The organism is Bacillus sp. NPDC094077 (assembly GCF_050279465.1).
GTDB lineage: Bacteria > Bacillota > Bacilli > Bacillales > Bacillaceae_G > Bacillus_A.
Genome location: NZ_JBNNUF010000010.1, coordinates 125,774 through 143,586, shown reverse-complemented (window position 1 = coordinate 143,586; position 17,813 = coordinate 125,774). Strand labels below are relative to the sequence as shown.

Sequence of the window (17,813 nt, the reverse complement as noted above, 5' to 3'; positions counted from 1 at the left end):
CATCACTTCCCTTTATTAAAAAATCACGCCTGCATGTAAAATAACATTGGCATAAGGAGTAGCCTCTCCTGTACGAATAATCGCCTTCGCTCTCTTCGTACGCTCCTTAAATTCTTCATGAGACACATATTCAAATGCTGGTTCTTTTAATTTCAGCTCAATCTCTTTATTTACTTCCGCATTATTGATCATGACTTCTTCTGCTAACGTCACTTTTTCAATTGCCATATCATCAGCTATAACTTGTAATACATCTAAAAAACTTGGTTTTCCAATCTCAACTGCTAAATCAATTCGTTTTACTCCATCAGGGATAGGTAACCCGCAGTCTGCGATTACAATCGTATCTGTATGCCCAAGTGAAGCAAGAACTGCTGCAATCTCACTGTTTAATACACCGTGCTTTTTCATCCAACAATCACCTGCACTTCACGTACTCTATCTCTCGTTGGCATACCGCCCTGTGCCCCAAGTTTTGTTACAGAAAGACCACCAGCAATATTCGCAAAACGAATTGCTTTTTGAAGTATTTCTCCTTCAGAAAGTGCAACTGCTAGCGCACCATTGAATGTATCACCAGCTCCAGTCGTATCCACCACATCAACAGCAATACTAGGAACATGTACAATCTCCGTACCATTATGGAAACGAACACCGTTAGAACCTTCTGTCATCAATAGCTTATTTGGATATTTCGCCAGTAACTCTTCCATTGGTGATATAAAATCATCTAATACGATGCGACACTCATGTTCATTTGGCGTAATATACGTTGCCTTTTCTAAGATATCTTCTGATAACACTTGTGCTGGCGCTGGATTTAACATCACCGGGATTTTGTGCTCCTCACAAATAGCCAATACATATTTTACTGTTTCAAGCGGAATCTCTAGCTGAAGAACAACCATATCTGCTTTTACAAGAAGATCTTTTGAACGATCTACAACCGACTCATTTACAAGAGCATTTGCCCCTTGCACGACAACGATACTATTGTCCTCTTCTGCTAAAACGATATGAGCAATTCCTGTCGTTTCATCTGTAACCGGTACCACATAGTCGATAAAAACGCGTTCGTTCTCTAAATTTTTCTTAACTACTGTTCCATAGTCATCATTTCCTACCGCTCCAACCATTGCTACATTTGCTCCTAATCTAGCTGCAGCAACAGCTTGATTCGCCCCTTTCCCTCCCGGGATTGTATGAAACGCTTCACCAATTACTGTTTCTCCTGCTTTCGGCCGCTTTTTTGAAACAGCCACTAAGTCCATTGAAATGCTACCTACCACTGCAATATTTGGCATCTTTTTCATCTCCTTACTTCGTTGTATTTCGTTCTATAATTTCAATCGGTAGACGATAGTGTTTCTCTTCTAATGCATTTCCTTCCATTTGCTCTAACAACAACTCTGTTGCAATTTTCCCCATTTCATATATTGGCTGTGCAACAGTTGTAATAGATGGATACATCATTTCTGTTAAAGAAATTCCATCGAATCCGATAATTTGTAAATCGTCTGGAATAGAAATTCCCTTTTGAAGTGCAGCCTTTACGATACCAATCGCAATTAAATCATTTCCAGCAACAATACCATCAATATGCGGGTATTCTTCTAACAATTCCATCGCTACACGCTCACTATTACCTGGATCAAATGTACTCTCTGCAATCATATACGAAAGATTATTTTGAGTTATAACGTCTACAAAACCTTCAAAACGCTCATTCGCTGTACTTACATCACGTGGCCCGCGAATATGGGCAATATGTTTACATCCTTTATCTATTAACAACCTTGTCGCAGCCTGACTTCCTGCATAGTTATCTGCATATACAGTAGGAATACGCTCATTAAACATACGGTCAATCGCAACGACTGGAACAGATAAATTCATGTAATTGACACTATTTTGTGGATTCGTTGCTACAATAAATCCATCTACATTATTTTGTCTAAGTACATCAATGTATTGTTTCTCTTTTTCTAAACTTTCATCAGAGTTACAAAGGACAACTGTGTAACCTTGTTTATGTGCTACATCTTCTACGGCACGTGCAACTTCTGGAAAGAATGGATTCACAATGTTTGGAACGACTAAGCCAATTAAACGAGATTTTTTATTGTATAAAGAACGCGCTACTGTACTAGGTTTATAATCTAGCATCTCAATCGCTCGCTCTACTTTCTTTAATGTATCCTCATGAACATATCCATTTTTATTTAACACTCTGGAAACGGTCGCAACAGATACCCCTGCTAATTTTGCAACGTCTTTAATCGTACTCATTCTATTTTCTCCTCATTTCATGTAACCGTTTACAGAAGATAATATAACCTATTTCTAAAAATACGTCAATCATTTCTCATTAAAAAGCTTTTAAGGTTATACTCAAAAAAGCATCGCCATAAGGCGATGCTTCTTCATTACGAATATGATACAGTTTTTTCTTTTTCTTCTACAGCAGGCTCTTCAGCACCTTTTTTACGATCCGACAGTTTAATCTTCTGTAAGAAAATCGTAAAGATAGCACCTACTACGATAAATACTAATCCTGTTAAGAATACAGTATGAAGTGAGTCTACTAAAGAATTTTTCAAAATTGGTACAATGCTGTTAGCGAATGCTTCTGGCATTTGTTTTAATGCCTCCGGACTAAATAGCATCGAATATAAACCTTGTGGGTCTGTATGAATCATATCTTTAAATTTTGTTACCATTTGTCCCGCTTCTTTCGGGAATGTATCTAATACAGGTACTAATTTATTTGATAATGTTGTACCTGAAGTGTTATTCATAATTGATCCTAAAATTGTAATACCGAATGTTCCCCCAATTTGACGGAAGAATTGACTTGATGATGTTACGACACCAAGATCTTTTTTCGGGAAGCTTTCTTGTAACGCCAATGTTAATGTTGGCATAACAAGACCCATTCCTAAACCGATAACCATCATGTAAGAAGTAGCAGTCAGCTTCGTTGTGTGCATATCCATCGTTGTTAATAACCAGAAGCCACCAGCCATAATAAGCATACCTGTGATAATTTGTGGTTTTACACCAACTTTTAATACAAGTTGCCCACCGATAATACTCATCACAATCATTGTAATCATCATTGGCGTCATAATCGTTCCTGATTCAGCTGCACTTACTCCTACAATACCTTGCATGAAGAATGGTACGAACATAATCGCACCGAACATTCCGATACTCATAAAGAATCCAATCGCATTCAGCAATGTAAATGTGCGATTTTTAAAGAAATGCATCGGTAAAATTGGTTCTTCAGCTTTCGTTTCAACGATAACAAAACTAACGATACCAATTAAAGCTAGTGCAAATAAACCGATAATTTGCCAAGAATCCCATGCGTAATCTTTTCCGCCAAACGTTAACGCAAGTAATAAACTTACAACACCGAGAATCATCGTAAAGATTCCAGCGATATCAATTTTAATTGGTCCTGTTTGCTTATGTGATTTTAATCCCATTGCGATAAAGATTGTTGCTAAAATACCAACTGGTAAGTTAATGTAGAATACCCATCTCCAGTTCACTGCGTCTACAATCCAACCACCAACTTGTGGTCCAATTACAGAAGCAAGACCGTATAATGCACCAAAAATACCTTGCCATTTCGCACGTTCTTTTCCCGTGAACATATCTCCGATAATAATCATAGCCATTGGCATCATAATACCGCCACCAAGACCTTGAATACCACGGAAAATAATTAATTCTGTCATACCATTTGCCATACCACATAAAGCCGAACCAATCATAAAGATAACTAGCCCTGTTATATATACGTTACGACGTCCAAGTAAATCCGCTAATTTACCCGCAATTGGTACAACTGTCGTTGATGTTAACATATAAGCTGTTGTTAACCACGTCATTAAGCTTAATCCGCCTAATTCACCAACGATACGCGGCATTGCTGTACCGACGATTGTTCCATCTAATGCAGCAAATAGCATCGCGATAATTAAACCGATTAACAACAACTTTCGATTTTGGTTTTCTTGTTGCTCCATGTAATCTCCTCAATTCCTCTTAGTTATTCTCTTTTTTCTCTTGTGTCCCGCAAATAATTGTTTCTAACTTCTCAAAGAGGCGTAACAAATCTTCTCTTTCTTGCAACTCTAAGTGTGAGAAGTATTTTGCAATATGCTCGTTACGAGCGGTCATTGCCTCTTCTACCCTAGCTTTTCCCTTTTTAGTTAACTCAATGATGACAACACGACGATCATTTTTGTCATGATAGCGTTCTACAAGTTCTTGATCAATTAAGCGGTCAATCATCACTGTAATTGCACTAGGCTTTACATACATCTTTTGTGCTAATGTTGTCGCTCTTGAGGCTCCATAATGATCTAAAATCTTTAAAATATAAAACTGTGGTGGTGTAAGTCCTGTTGCTTGCATTTGTTCTAATAACTCCGTCTGCATTTTCTTTCCAATCGAAAAGGCAAGAGCTTGAATTTTATCGATATGCATCATATCATTTGGCATGTTATCCACCTCTTATTTAAACACTAAAATATTTAACGTATTTAAATATTAATCCCCAAAATAAAATCCGTCAACACCCTTTATTCATAAAAACGTTTACATTTTTGTCACAAAGTTGTATAATTTTCGTCGAAGTTAATATTGACAGTCACGGAGAATCGGAGTATACGGCTATGAATCATAAAAAAGGGAACTTTTTTATATTTCATGGCCTTTTTATATTCTCTCTGTCTTAAACGCTTCCAATTAATTAGGGGAGGATTTTCATTTTATGTTTCTCACACAATTATTTAAACCTGCGTCCCACGCAGAACGCTTACCAGCTGATCGCGTTGATAGCGAATACCGTAAATTGCGTTTACAAGTATTTTTAGGTATCTTCATCGGTTATGCAGGTTACTACTTTGTTCGAAAAAACTTTTCACTAGCAATGCCATACTTAATCGAACAAGGCTTTAGTAAAGGGGAACTTGGGGTTATCCTTTCAGCAGTATCTATCGCTTACGGATTAAGTAAATTTCTTATGGGTATCGTATCCGACCGTTGTAATCCTCGCTACTTTTTAGCAGCTGGGCTATTTTTATCAGGTATCATTAATATTATTTTCGGCTCATTTTCTTTCATTACAACGAGCATTATACTTATGTTTGTACTTCAGTTTTTAAATGGATGGGTGCAAGGTATGGGATGGCCTCCTTGTGGTCGTACGATGGTTCACTGGTTCTCTATTAGTGAACGTGGTACAAAAATGTCTATTTGGAACGTCGCTCATAATGTCGGTGGCGCGCTTATGCCTTCTCTCGTTACATTAGGCTTATATTTCTTTGCAAATGACTGGAAGAGTATTTTTTACTTCCCAGGTATTCTTTCAATTTTAGTTGGTATTTATGTATTAATTACGATGAGAGATACACCTCAATCTTGCGGATTACCTTCTATCGAGGAACATACTGGAGAATATCCACCAGATGAAAAAGTACAAGATCGTGAACGCGAACTTTCGGTAAAGGAAATTTTATTTACATACGTACTAAACAATAAATTTTTATGGTACATCGCTATCGCGAATGTTTTCGTATATTTCGTACGTTATGGCGTTGTAGACTGGGCTCCTACTTATTTAGTAGAGGAAAAAAGCTTTACTCATAGTAGCTCACGTACAGCTTACGCTCTATATGAATGGGCTGGTATTCCAGGTACGCTTCTTTGCGGATGGATGAGTGATAAACTATTTAAAGGACGCCGAGCACCTGCTGGTATTTTATTTATGGTTGGTGTATTTATCGCAGTTCTTGTTTATTGGCTAAACCCTCCTGGTAATCCAATGGTTGATAGCATCGCACTTGTCGCAATTGGATTTTTAATTTACGGGCCTGTTATGTTAATTGGTCTACACGCTCTTGACTTAGCACCAAAGAAAGCTGCTGGAACTGCAGCTGGCTTAACTGGCTTCTTCGGTTACTTAGGCGGAGCATCTTTCGCTAGTGCCGCTATGGGCTTTATCGTGGATGCTTTCGGATGGGATGGCGGATTCATTTTATTACTTGTATCTTGCGTACTTGCAATGTTCTTCCTTGCCCTTACTTTAAATACAGGATCGGCAAAATCAAAACAAGCTTAAACAAAATATTCTATGTAAAAACAAACATAAAAATAGCTCTTAGCATTTACATACATGCTAAGAGCTATTCTTTATTTACATCACTTTTCTTACTAGTTATAACAACCAATTCCTTCCCTACTATAAAATTAAAAAATTTGATGAAATACCTTTATTAATACAGCTAACGTAACAGATGCAGCAAATCCCCCTAAACAAATTAAGCTTACCCCTTGACTATATGACAAATTTTGAAATGATTTCATACCTTCCATCCTCCCTATATCCCCTTTGATACTCTTATTTTACCAATGGGAAAAATTTCATAACATCGATTTCTCTGACAACAAACTTACAAATTTGTAAGTTAACATTTTTTTAACTTATATATCTAGTATTTCCACACAGTAACAATATTTATACATAAAAAAAAGACCTCGACTATATCAAGGTCTTAGTTTCGTTACAATTCATTTTACTTTATTATCATTACTGGGCACTTCACTCGTTTTGCTATTTTATGACTTACACTACCAAGTACCATTTCTTGCAATGTATTTAATCCTCTACTCCCAGCGATTACAAGATCTATATCTCCTGTATTTACATATTGAACGAGCGTATCTCCAGGATCTCCATGCAGAATCGTAATTTTGTAAGAAATTTTCTCTTTCTTTAATAATCCTTCGATCTCTTTTAATTTATCTTTTCGACTAGCTGATATTGTTTCCAAATCTGTTTGTCCCTGTATAATATCTGATTTTGCTGTTCTATTATCTACTACATATACCACTTCAACATTTGTTTCTCCGTTAAATTTCGCAATATGTGTTGCATGCTCCGCTGCCCGAAGTGCATGTTCAGAACCATCACATGCTAATATAATTTGTTTGTACATATGCTGAATCCCCTTTTCATTATCCTACTCGTATTATAATACAAAAGCCCCCTTTTTTGTCTTTCAAAAAGGGGGCTAACTAACGATATAAAATGAAAAGATTGTAATCCTTTAACCAGCAACCCTTTTATTATAAGCCGCTAAATTTGTAACAAGCTTCGAACTACGTTCATTTAATCCTGTTATCCTTACTTTCACACCACTTTGTTCATATTTCATGATAACTTTATCGATTGCTGCTACCGCTGAATCATCCCATATATGTGCATGAGTAAAGTTCATCTCAATTTCTTTTACATCTTCATCAAATGAAAAAGTATTGATAAAATCTGCCGTAGATGCAAAGAAAAGTTGACCATGAATTTCATATATTTTCTTATTTTCAATATATAAATGTTTCACGTGAATCTTTGCCATGTTGAATGCAAATAAAACGGCACTAATTACTGTCCCGATAATTACGCCTAATCCTAGATTGTGGGTGATAAGAACAACGACAACCGTTACGATCATGACGAACGCATTCCCTTTTGGTACCTTATGAAGTGTTGCTACAGAATTCCAATCAAACGTTCCGATTGAAACCATAATCATAACGGCAACTAAAGCTGCCATCGGAATATGAACAACGTAATCACCTAAAACGAATAGTAATACAATTAAAAATCCGCCCGCTACAAATGTTGATAAACGACCTCGTCCACCTGATTTAATATTAATAACAGATTGTCCAATCATTGCACATCCTGCCATTCCTCCGAAAAATCCAGCAACGATGTTCGCAATCCCTTGCCCACGTGCTTCTTTGTGCTTATTACTTTCTGTATGTGTCATATCATCTAAAACCGAAGCTGTTAATAATGACTCCAGTAGACCAATGACTGCAAGCATAACTGCGTACGGTAAAATTATCCCTAAGGTCTCTAATGTAAATGGCACATCAGGAATACTAAAGAACGGCAACTTTTCCGGTAAACTTCCCATATCTCCTACTGTGCGCAATTGTAATCCGCTCATAAGTGCAATACTTGTCACAATAATAATTGAAATAAGTGTAGACGGAACAGCCTTCGTAATACGTGGAAATAAATATATAATTGCAAGTCCTAATGCGACAAGTGCATACATTTGCCAAGTTGCATTTTTAAAATGCGGTAATTGCGCTGTAAAAACTAAAATCCCAAGTGCATTTAAAAAACCACTCATAACCGATTTAGGGACAAACTTCATAAATGAACTAAGTTGAAACACACCAAAAACAATTTGGACAATACCTGTTAATATTGTCGCAGCAAATAAATATTGCAAACCGTGATCTTTCACAAGCGTCACCATTAATAATGCCATTGCACCTGTTGCAGCTGAAATCATCCCAGGTCTTCCGCCCACAAACGAGATTGTAACTGCAATTCAAAAGGCTGCATATAATCCAACGGTCGGATCTACACCGGCAATAACAGAAAAAGCTATTGCTTCTGGAATTAATGCTAAAGCAACAACAATACCCGATAACACATCCCCTTTCACATTAGAAAACCAGTCATTTTTTATCGTTTGAAACAAAGTACCACTCCTCTACTCTTTTATAATTTGATTTTCCCCATAAGAAAATCAGGGCCGACTGCACGAGGGCTATTATATAACGAGTAGAGAGATTTGTGCTATGTAAAAGTTTCCTAAAGAAAAAGACGCTACATTAGTAGTGCCTTTTCTCCTTTCATTAATGTCCTCCGTGACCTTTCCCACTTTCCTGCACAATCTCTAACCTCTCATCTAATATTCCTTGCATTTCAAATGAAATATCACGAATACCTCCTAGCAGGAAACCATGATTATAAGGTCCAAGTGTAGGATCATCTTTAAACTTTGGCTGAATGCTAGCTAGGAATTCATACACTGGTTGTGAAACTTTGCCTTCTTCTAACAGTACAACAGGTGCGTGTTTACCCATATGTGAAAAAGGTGCTCCCGCAATTGCTAATTCTGGTGTTTTACTTGAAACAAATGACAAACCGTGACCTGGTTTCGTAAACCCCCAGCCAAATTTTGTTTTTTCATCTTTAAACTTCGCAAACGCAATTGAATTCTCTGTCGGAGTTTCCCCACTAATACGCGTTACTTTCCCGTATTTACTTAACTCTTTTTCTACTTTTTTTGAAACAATTTTTTCTGGTCCTAACACATATATATTCGCTTTATCTTTTCTCATCTTTAACGCCTGAATTGTCGCTTCTGGCACCTTGTCTTTTTCTACATATAGAAGAGGTTCAGGCATATGAGAAATCCAATTTACAGCTGGTGTTGTATATAAACGCCCTTCTTCTTCAGACGAACCGACAATAACGCTATTTGGATAGCTCCCTGTTATATCGGCGTATTCTTTATCAACATCTTTTGCAAATGTAGCTGGGTCCGTTTCTTTTATTTGTTTTACTTTATAATCTTTTAATTGCTCAAGCGTAGATGCCCCTACATCCCCCATCACCATAATTTGCGTTCCATCTTTCGTTCCGAGAGGATTTAATCTTTTTATTTCTTTTAACGTCATTTCCGGCACCACTTCTTTTTCTATAAATAAAATCGGCCCATTATTCGGATGATGAATAAGATCCGCACTTGCAATACCTAATTGCCACTCATTCACTGGCACTAAAATAACAGCGCCTGGTTGATTCTCCTTATGGGTTGCTGACCATATCGTTTGCGAAGTTAATACTGCCATTCGCAGCGGATCATTTGTATTTAACCTCGTTACATTTTTTAAGCTTGTCGTTAATAAGTCATTAGAGGCACCTGTATTCATTTCTTTCGGCGCAGTTATCTCCTGATTCATTTTCATTTCCTTTTGCTCTGTTTTCTTCTCTTTTGTAGATTCATGGTTTTTATGATCTGTATTCGTTTGCCCACATGCCGCAAGACCGACTGCTGTAATTATCGTTACTCCCAAAATCCGAGTTGTTTTTTTCACTATACCGCCTCCGTATTAATCATTTTCGAGCCAATATGATTACCTAAAATGAAATTTCAACTACACAATAACAAGCAATTCTGAAGAAATTATGCAGACGCATCATAATCTGCACCATTTCTTCATGATTTTGCATTACACTTTAAGTAACGATTATAAATATGGAGGGCTCTCTATGATTGATATACTTCTCGTAGACGATGAACCGAGAATGCTTGAATTATTAACACTTTATCTGACTCCAATTGGATATAACTGCATATGTGCGACATCAGGAGAAGAAGCTATTTTACATATAGAAAATCGAAACTTTAAATTTGTTTTGCTCGATATTATGATGCCAAAAATGGACGGATGGGAAACCTGCAAAAGGATTAGATCGTTTAGTAACGTTCCTATTATTATGGTAACTGCCCGTGATCAAACGGTAGATATCGTTCAAGGATTAAAACTCGGAGCAGATGATTACGTGACGAAACCTTTCCATGAAGAGGAGCTTTTCGCAAGAATTGAAACTGTTTTAAGGCGCACAAATGAACATAAGCAAATCCAATATCACGGTATTTTATGGGATGAGGCGAAGCACTTCGTTTCTGTACATAATGAAGAACTCCTTCTTACACCAATCGAATTTTCTTTACTCGGATTATTTTTACGCCATGTGAATTACGTATTAAGCCGTGATCAGCTCATCGAACGAATTTGGGGATTCAATACAAATACAGAAGATCGCACAGTCGATTCACATATTCGTAATTTACGTGATAAATTGCGAAAAAGAAATTTCCCAATTGATTATCATTTAAAAACTGTGTACGGAGTCGGTTATCGATGGGTTGATACCGAATATTGAGGAGCGAAACAATGAAGCGAATTTCTATTCAATTCGGATTTTATTTTTTAATTGTTACACTTTTAATCGAAAGTGTCCTCTTTGTTTTGCTCTATTATAGCCTTGTAAACAATAGAGTAAATGAAGAAATGACTGCTTTACTAAAACGAGGAAACAGTCATCGAGATGTACTTGAAAAATATTATGACAAGCAAACAATCTCTCACGTTGCATTAATGGAATCCGAGGCTGAAACAACTGTTGTTATTACAAATGCAAATAAAGAAGTACTAGCCAAATCAAACGAAATAAACACGACTATAAAAGATCATATTAGTAGAATGCAAACTCGAACAGACCATAACGGAGCGATTATAGAAAATCATTGGAAAACATCTAATTATATTTGTACAGTTAGCCCCATTATAGTGGCTGGAAAACATGAAGGCTATGTGTACATGTTTCTTGGGACAGAATCAATCGAAGAAATGGTTAACGGGTTAACGAAACAATTCATTATTGCTGGTATCATTACATTTCTACTAACAGTCATCATAATTTTTCTATTATCTCGTTTATTAACAAAGCCTTTGTTACACATGAAACATGCCACTGAAAAGATGAGTAAAGGCGATTTATCAGTTTCATTAACGACTACTCGAAATGATGAAATTGGTGAACTAGCATCATCTATTCAAGCTCTCGCAAATGATTTACATTATATGAAAACGGAAAGAAGTGAATTTCTAGCTAGTGTTGCTCATGAATTACGAACACCTTTAACATACGTAAGAGGTTATGCGGACATTGCATTAAAAGAAAGCACCCCTCCTGAGCAACGTTTGCGATATTTATCTATTATAAAAGATGAGTCTGATTACATTACAAACTTAGTTCAAGATTTATTTTTACTTGCACAAATGGAGAAACATAGCTTTTCTATCGAAGTAAAAGAAGTTCAATTACACTCTTTTCTTACTCGTATAACTGAAAAAGTAAACGCCATGTATAAGGAAAGACACGTTAAGGTTTCTTTTACTTGTCCTCCTTCCCTGCTAGTAAACTTAGATGAACAACGTTTCGAACAAGTTATCGTGAACATTTTAAATAACGCTTATAGACATTCCAAGGAAGATTCTCATATCAATATTTCTGTTACAGAAGAACATAAACGTATTTCCATCAAAACTGAGGATGAAGGCGAAGGTATTCCCCCTGAAGATCTCCCTCATATTTTTGAACGCTTTTACCGTGTTGATAAAGCACGCTCCAGAGCTACAGGCGGGACTGGCTTAGGACTCTCTATCGTGAAAGAAATTGTAGAACTACACGGCGGAAATATTACTGCAACAAGTGAGATTGATCATGGATCTTGTTTTACAATTTCATTGCCATCTATATAAAGTGAAACTTTAATCAGTGGGGGGTTTTTTCATCTCCCACTGATTATTAGTTGAACCAATCGGGCGTTTACGGGCAGTTGACCTCCCACCTAACTTCTTTGCTCCACCTGAATTTTGAGGTGGGAGTTTTACTGCCCACAAATAGCGGGATAAAAACACGACTATCATCAATAGTCGTGTTTTTATCCTTTTACCTTATAATATAAATTTACAAATTGCCCAAAACGTTTCGTATCCGTTAAAGTTAAATCAATTTGTGGATTCTTTTCTTTAAATAATGGAATGCCAGAACCTAATATATGAGGTGTAATCGTAACAATATATTCATCAATTAGATTATTCTTAAAGAACTCTCTCAGTAGACTCCCTCCACCGATCATCCATATTTTTGATCCTTCCTGCGCCTTTAACCTTTTTGTAAACTCCACTACATCTTCATTTACAAACTCTACATGTTCGTTTGAAACTTTTTCAGAATTAGAAAAAACATAACATTTTTTATCTAAGTACGGGAATGTTTCCGTATGCTCTATCACATAATCATACGTTCTCTTTCCCATGATTATTGTATCAATTGTTTCGTACATTTCTGTATAACCGTTGTCTCCCTCTCCTTCCGTTTCCATTAACCATTGTAAATCATCATCTTCTTTCGCAATAAATCCATCTAAGCTCGCTGCAATAAATAAAACAATTTCACGTGACATATCTTTTCCTCCTTGCGTCTCATCTTGATAAAATTATGATGTAAGCAATATACTAACAATAAAACATGACAATTCATGTCATGTTAAACAAGAAAAAAGGTGATATATTTGTCAAAAGCAAAACGTTTATTAGACATTCTTATATTTGCTTCTGCGAAAAAAACATTTACAGCTCAAGAAATAGCTGATGAATTTAATATTTCCGTTCGTACTGTCCATAGATATATTTTAGATTTAAGTGATATGGGATTACCCATTTACGCTGAACAAGGTCGTAATGGCGGATATAAAGTATTAACAAACAGCATGCTTCCCCCTATTTTATTTACCGAAGAAGAAGCGGTCTCCATCTTTTTTGCCTTTCAATCTTTAAGCTACTATCGTAATTTACCTTTTAATACAGAAATCAATTCCGTTACTCATAAACTGTATAGCTCTCTACAAAATGATGCGAAAACTAAAGTTGATAAAATACGTTCTTATATCGCTTTTTGGAATCCGAAGAGGGCAATTAAGACACCTTTTTTAAACGAAGTATTAACCGCGGCTATTGAAAATAAAAATTTACACTTTCAATATGAATCTAAATCGGGGATAAAAATAAAACATGTTCATCCTATCGGTGTATATGCTCACGACGGTTTATGGTATTTGCCATCCTATGATTTTAGTAGAAAGAAAGTATTACTGTATCGCGTCGATCGTATTCTTTCTATATTATCAATGGAAGAAAATGAAGATACATTCATGAATTTAGAAGAATGGTTTGCCTCTAACTCTAACGTAATAACCATTCCTACTCAGTTACATGTTTTACTAACTACAGAAGGCGTGCGCCAATGTAAAAGCGTTCCTTACCTTGAAGAGTTCGTTGTAGTAAACGAAGATGGGACAGGATATATAAATTCAACAATTGATAAAGGTGAAGTCAATTTTATTACCCCTTTATTTTATAGGCTTGGAAAAGATGCAAAAGTTTTAGAACCGAAAGAATTAATAGATGGTTTACGTATACGTGCGAAAGAGGTTTTAAATATGTATGGAGACTAGAAAGGCGTAAGAAAATTCCTCTTACGCCTTTTCAGTATGCAGTATTTTCTCTATCGCGTCTTTTAACAATGTTTTTGTTTCTTCAAAGTTATGATTCTGCTTTTCCTCCGGTTGTACCGTATAAAACTCAGCAAACGAGCGCTCTTTATATCTTGGTACGACATGCATATGGTAATGTGTTAACTCGTTAAAGATTCCACCATTTTGACAAATTGTAATTCCGTCAGGTTTATATACTAACTTAATCGCTTTTGTAATAATTTTAGAAGCATCCATAATTGATCTTGCTACAGCATCATCTAATTCGTCTACTTCTAAAACATGCTGCTTTGGCACAATTAAAATATGTCCTGGGTAAAAAGGCGCATGATCTAAGAAGCACGTTACATAATCATCCTCATATATTTTATATATTTTTTCCTCTTCATTTGCTAATTTACATCCTAAACATTTCATAATACTTCCCCCTCTGTTAAAAACATAAAAACGTGAGCGCCCTATTCTCACGTTTTTACATTTCACCTTATTAATTCAATTGTCTCCGTAACCTTTATACTATCTTTTACAGATTGAACAATCGTACAATTCTTCACTGCAAGTTGCAGTGCCTTGTTTAATTGCTCTTCTGTAATGTTTTCCGCTTTAATTTTATAGTGCAAATGAACACTTTCAACTGGTTTCGATAAAGCTTCACTTCTCCCAATTTCAGCTTCAATTGTAAACGTATCGTATGTAATACGTTTCTTTTCTAAAATTGTTCGAAAGACAATTGCACTACATCCCGCGATGGAAGAAACGAGTAATTGTAACGGTGAATACCCGTTTTCTTTTCCAATCGCTAATTGACCGTACGATAAATCTGCCTCTATATCATCATGCTTGATTGTTAGTTTCATACGTTGTGTCCATCTCCACTTTCATCGGTTTCTTCCTTTTCTTACTAATATAATAATATATATAGCAGAAAATGATAAATGGAATACCACAATATAACGCCATTCGTTGTTCAGGAATAAATGCTAAACTAATAACAACGATGCTATTTGTAACTAAAGCTAAAATTGGAACAATTGGATATAACGGTGTTTTATACTTTAAGTCCTCTAACTTTCCTCCGCCTTTTATATACTGACTTCTAAAGCGAAGTTGCGATAAAGCAATAATGATCCAACTCGAAACAGCGGATAAACCAGCTATAGATAATAAATACATATATACTGTATCTTCTGCAAGGAAGCTTGTTAATAGAGATAAAGCCGCAACAGCAATCGTTACAACTAGCGCTGTAATTGGAATACCACGTTTATTTATTTTCTTGAAAGAAGTTGGTGCCATTCCTTCATTTGAAAGTGACCATAATATACGAGTTGCCGCATATAATCCTGAATTCGCTACAGATAATAAAGCAGTAATAATAACGAAGTTCATAATATCAGCTGCATATGGAATACCAATTTTATCAAATACAACTACGAATGGACTTTCAATTACGCCTGCTTCTTTCCAAGAAATTAATCCTACTAAAATTGTCATTGTTAAAATGAAGAATAACATAATGCGCCATACTGTATTACGAATTGCACGTGGAATTGTTTTTTCAGGTTCTTGGCTCTCTCCTGCTGCAATCCCGATTAACTCTGTTCCTTGGAATGAGAAGTTAACTGTAATCATTGTAAGGAGTACAGCAGCTAGCCCGTTCGGGAATAGTCCGCCATCGCTTACAAAGTTAGAGAAAAGAGGTGCCGCTTCTTTTCCATCATATGATATAAATCCTAATAATGCACTACCACCAAGAACAACAAATGCAAGAATTGTGATTACTTTAATACTAGAGAACCAAAATTCTAATTCAGCGTAACTTTTCGCTGAGATAGCGTTTGAAGCATATAAAATAACTCCAAATACGAGACACCATACCCAAACATCGACAGTTGGAAACCATCTTTTCATCATTAAACCAATCGACGTTAATTCTAGTCCTACTGTTACTGCCCAGCCAAGCCAGTATAGCCAGCCGATCATAAAGCCCGTTCCTGGTCCAATAAACTTTGTCGCATACTTTTGGAAAGATCCTGAAACTGGCATTGCTACCGTTAGCTCTCCAAGACAAAGCATTGTTAAATACATAATAAATCCGCCCACTAAATATGAAAGGATGGCCCCCCCTGGTCCAGCCTGATTAATGGTATAACCTGAACCTAGAAAAAAACCAGTCCCGATTACACCACCAAGTGCGATCATAAATAAATGCCTACTCTTCATCGTACGATGTAATTTCTCATTCGTTGGTTGCTGCATCTAAATCCTCCCCCTACAAATACCCCTATATCTTGTTAAAATTTTCTGATAATAAAAATATACACGAAAGCGATTACAATTTCTATATAAAATTAACACTTTTCTGATAAAACAATATAAAAAATCGAATTATTGTAAGATTAAGATGCTATTTAGAGGAAAATAAGGTTAAAAAAGGAAAAACCCTCACGTATATTGTAAGGGTTAGCGAATCTCTAATCTTCTCGATAAAATTGATAAACTATAATTCACTATAAAGTACATACAAGCCACTAATATAAACGTTGGAATCATATAATTTACATTTTGTCCGCTAATAATTTGTGCATTATGCATAAGCTCTGGCAATGATATAACAACTGCTAGCGATGTATCTTTTAGTAATGAAATAAACTGACTAACAAGCGGCGGAACCATTCTTCTTAATGCTTGCGGCAAAATAATATGCCAGAGCGCTTGAACATACGTCAATCCTGAAGATCTTGCGGCCTCAATCTGCCCTTTTTCAATAGACAATAGACCACTCCGAACAATTTCAGATATCATTGCAGCTTCAAATATTGTTAAAGCAACGATTGTAGCTGTTATAATTTCTAACTTCAATCCCGCTTCTGGAAGCGCAAAATACGTAAAAAATATAATTAAAAGTAGCGGTAAATTTCGAATCACTTCAACGACAAAGCCTAATATTTGTGAGACGACAGGTATTTTCGTGTAGCGCACTATTCCTATTACACTACCAATGATAAAGCTAAGTACAATGGCTACGAGTGCTACCTCTAACGTTATGAGTAATCCTTTTAGTAAAAAGAGAATATGATCACCTGTTATTGCTCCCTTAAAATCCATTTACACCGCCTCCTTTGCCAAGCGTTTTTCTAAATAACGCACTAGCATACTGAGGGGAATTGTTAATATTAAATAAAACATCCCGACAAATATATATACATCAAACGTAACAAACGTCTTCGTTGAAATTAAGTCCCCTTGATACATTAAATCAGTACCAGCGATAATTCCGAGTATTGAGGAGTTTTTAACTAAATTGAGAAATTGGTTTCCTAAAGGGGGGATTACGATTTTCACAGCTTGAGGTAAGACAACATAATACATTCCTTGCACATACGTTAATCCGGAAGAGCGCGCCGCTTCCATTTGCCCTTTCGCAACTGATAAAATACCAGCGCGAATTACTTCTGCAATAAATGCTGCAGTGTATATCGTAAGCGTAACGGTTCCTGCTACAAAGCCATTTAACGTAATTCCTATTACAGGTAAAGCAAAATAGAATATAAATGCGATTAATACGAGTGGAATATTTCTTATAAACTCTACAAAAACAGATCCCACCCAATTTAAAATACGAATCGGTGCAATGCGCATTACCGCCAAAACTACTCCTAGAATAAAACTACCTATTAATGCGATTACACTAGACATAACTGTATATTTAAACCCTTCTAAATACATATCAATGTTATTCGTTAATATAGAAAAATCAGGCACATATTCTCCCCTCTTTCTTTACAAGAAGAGGAT

General features: G+C 36.0%; 18 protein-coding genes and 1 pseudogene. 4 read left to right on the top strand and 15 right to left on the bottom strand.

Annotated features, from left to right (window positions below):
- Positions 1 to 15: 15 nt before the first annotated feature.
- The 5 genes from rbsD to ACQKNR_RS21610 form a co-directional block, all read right to left on the bottom strand.
- Entirely contained in the window at positions 16 to 411 is a 396-nt protein-coding gene (rbsD, locus tag ACQKNR_RS21630) for a D-ribose pyranase (protein ID WP_427320449.1), read from the bottom strand.
- Entirely contained in the window at positions 408 to 1,304 is an 897-nt protein-coding gene (rbsK, locus tag ACQKNR_RS21625) for a ribokinase (RefSeq protein ID WP_427320447.1), read from the bottom strand. Before rbsK ends, rbsD begins: the two co-directional genes overlap by 4 nt.
- A 13-nt stretch (positions 1,305 to 1,317) precedes the next feature.
- Positions 1,318 to 2,289: a ribose operon transcriptional repressor RbsR gene (gene rbsR, locus ACQKNR_RS21620; RefSeq protein WP_427320445.1), complete on the bottom strand. Its 972-nt coding sequence runs from the start codon at positions 2,287 to 2,289 to the stop codon at positions 1,318 to 1,320.
- Positions 2,290 to 2,426: 137 nt separating this feature from the next.
- Entirely contained in the window at positions 2,427 to 4,040 is a 1,614-nt protein-coding gene (locus ACQKNR_RS21615) for an MDR family MFS transporter (protein WP_427320443.1), read from the bottom strand.
- Between the two features lie 19 nt (positions 4,041 to 4,059).
- Positions 4,060 to 4,518: a MarR family winged helix-turn-helix transcriptional regulator gene (locus tag ACQKNR_RS21610; protein ID WP_427320441.1), complete on the bottom strand. Its 459-nt coding sequence runs from the start codon at positions 4,516 to 4,518 to the stop codon at positions 4,060 to 4,062.
- Between the two features lie 271 nt (positions 4,519 to 4,789).
- On the opposite strand from ACQKNR_RS21610, the gene glpT reads away from it, so the two are divergent.
- Entirely contained in the window at positions 4,790 to 6,139 is a 1,350-nt protein-coding gene (glpT, locus tag ACQKNR_RS21605) for a glycerol-3-phosphate transporter (RefSeq protein ID WP_427320439.1), read from the top strand.
- 128 nt (positions 6,140 to 6,267) lie between these two features.
- Here glpT and ACQKNR_RS21600 read toward each other — a convergent pair whose 3' ends face one another.
- The 4 genes and pseudogenes from ACQKNR_RS21600 to ACQKNR_RS21585 all read right to left on the bottom strand — a co-directional run bounded on the left by ACQKNR_RS21600 (position 6,268) and on the right by ACQKNR_RS21585 (position 9,984).
- Positions 6,268 to 6,384 (bottom strand): DUF4027 family protein, encoded by a 117-nt coding sequence (locus ACQKNR_RS21600; RefSeq protein ID WP_000834733.1) that lies wholly within the window; start codon positions 6,382 to 6,384, stop codon positions 6,268 to 6,270.
- Positions 6,385 to 6,593: 209 nt separating this feature from the next.
- Complete coding sequence (locus ACQKNR_RS21595; RefSeq protein ID WP_427320436.1) at positions 6,594 to 7,016, bottom strand: universal stress protein; 423 nt, start codon at positions 7,014 to 7,016, stop codon at positions 6,594 to 6,596.
- Between the two features lie 111 nt (positions 7,017 to 7,127).
- A pseudogene (locus ACQKNR_RS21590) lies at positions 7,128 to 8,579 on the bottom strand (SulP family inorganic anion transporter).
- A 157-nt stretch (positions 8,580 to 8,736) separates the two neighbouring features.
- Positions 8,737 to 9,984, bottom strand: coding sequence for a cell wall-binding repeat-containing protein (locus tag ACQKNR_RS21585; protein ID WP_427320434.1), 1,248 nt, complete (start codon positions 9,982 to 9,984; stop codon positions 8,737 to 8,739).
- A gap of 175 nt (positions 9,985 to 10,159) precedes the next feature.
- On the opposite strand from ACQKNR_RS21585, the gene ACQKNR_RS21580 reads away from it, so the two are divergent.
- Both ACQKNR_RS21580 and ACQKNR_RS21575 read left to right on the top strand, forming a co-directional pair.
- On the top strand, positions 10,160 to 10,837 hold the full coding sequence (locus ACQKNR_RS21580) for a response regulator transcription factor (protein WP_427320432.1): 678 nt from the start codon (positions 10,160 to 10,162) through the stop codon (positions 10,835 to 10,837).
- An 11-nt stretch (positions 10,838 to 10,848) separates the two neighbouring features.
- On the top strand, positions 10,849 to 12,219 hold the full coding sequence (locus ACQKNR_RS21575) for a sensor histidine kinase (protein WP_427320430.1): 1,371 nt from the start codon (positions 10,849 to 10,851) through the stop codon (positions 12,217 to 12,219).
- Between the two features lie 182 nt (positions 12,220 to 12,401).
- On the opposite strand, the gene ACQKNR_RS21570 is transcribed toward ACQKNR_RS21575, so the two are convergent.
- Positions 12,402 to 12,926: a dihydrofolate reductase family protein gene (locus ACQKNR_RS21570; protein WP_427320428.1), complete on the bottom strand. Its 525-nt coding sequence runs from the start codon at positions 12,924 to 12,926 to the stop codon at positions 12,402 to 12,404.
- 108 nt (positions 12,927 to 13,034) lie between these two features.
- Between ACQKNR_RS21570 and ACQKNR_RS21565 the strand changes: the two genes are divergently transcribed.
- The gene (locus ACQKNR_RS21565; protein WP_427320426.1) at positions 13,035 to 13,976 is read left to right on the top strand and encodes a helix-turn-helix transcriptional regulator; all 942 of its coding nucleotides are present in this window, start codon (positions 13,035 to 13,037) and stop codon (positions 13,974 to 13,976) included.
- Between the two features lie 21 nt (positions 13,977 to 13,997).
- Here ACQKNR_RS21565 and ACQKNR_RS21560 read toward each other — a convergent pair whose 3' ends face one another.
- The 5 genes from ACQKNR_RS21560 to ACQKNR_RS21540 form a co-directional block, all read right to left on the bottom strand.
- Positions 13,998 to 14,432: an HIT family protein gene (locus tag ACQKNR_RS21560; protein ID WP_427320424.1), complete on the bottom strand. Its 435-nt coding sequence runs from the start codon at positions 14,430 to 14,432 to the stop codon at positions 13,998 to 14,000.
- 62 nt (positions 14,433 to 14,494) lie between these two features.
- A complete protein-coding gene (locus ACQKNR_RS21555; RefSeq protein WP_427320422.1) occupies positions 14,495 to 14,872 on the bottom strand; it encodes an OsmC family protein in 378 nt (125 codons plus the stop codon).
- Positions 14,850 to 16,274 (bottom strand): amino acid permease, encoded by a 1,425-nt coding sequence (locus ACQKNR_RS21550; protein WP_427320420.1) that lies wholly within the window; start codon positions 16,272 to 16,274, stop codon positions 14,850 to 14,852. The genes ACQKNR_RS21555 and ACQKNR_RS21550 overlap by 23 nt, the downstream gene beginning before the upstream one ends.
- Positions 16,275 to 16,478: 204 nt before the next feature.
- Entirely contained in the window at positions 16,479 to 17,123 is a 645-nt protein-coding gene (locus tag ACQKNR_RS21545; protein WP_427320418.1) for an amino acid ABC transporter permease, read from the bottom strand.
- Positions 17,124 to 17,780 (bottom strand): amino acid ABC transporter permease, encoded by a 657-nt coding sequence (locus ACQKNR_RS21540; protein ID WP_427320416.1) that lies wholly within the window; start codon positions 17,778 to 17,780, stop codon positions 17,124 to 17,126.
- Positions 17,781 to 17,813 lie beyond the last annotated feature (33 nt).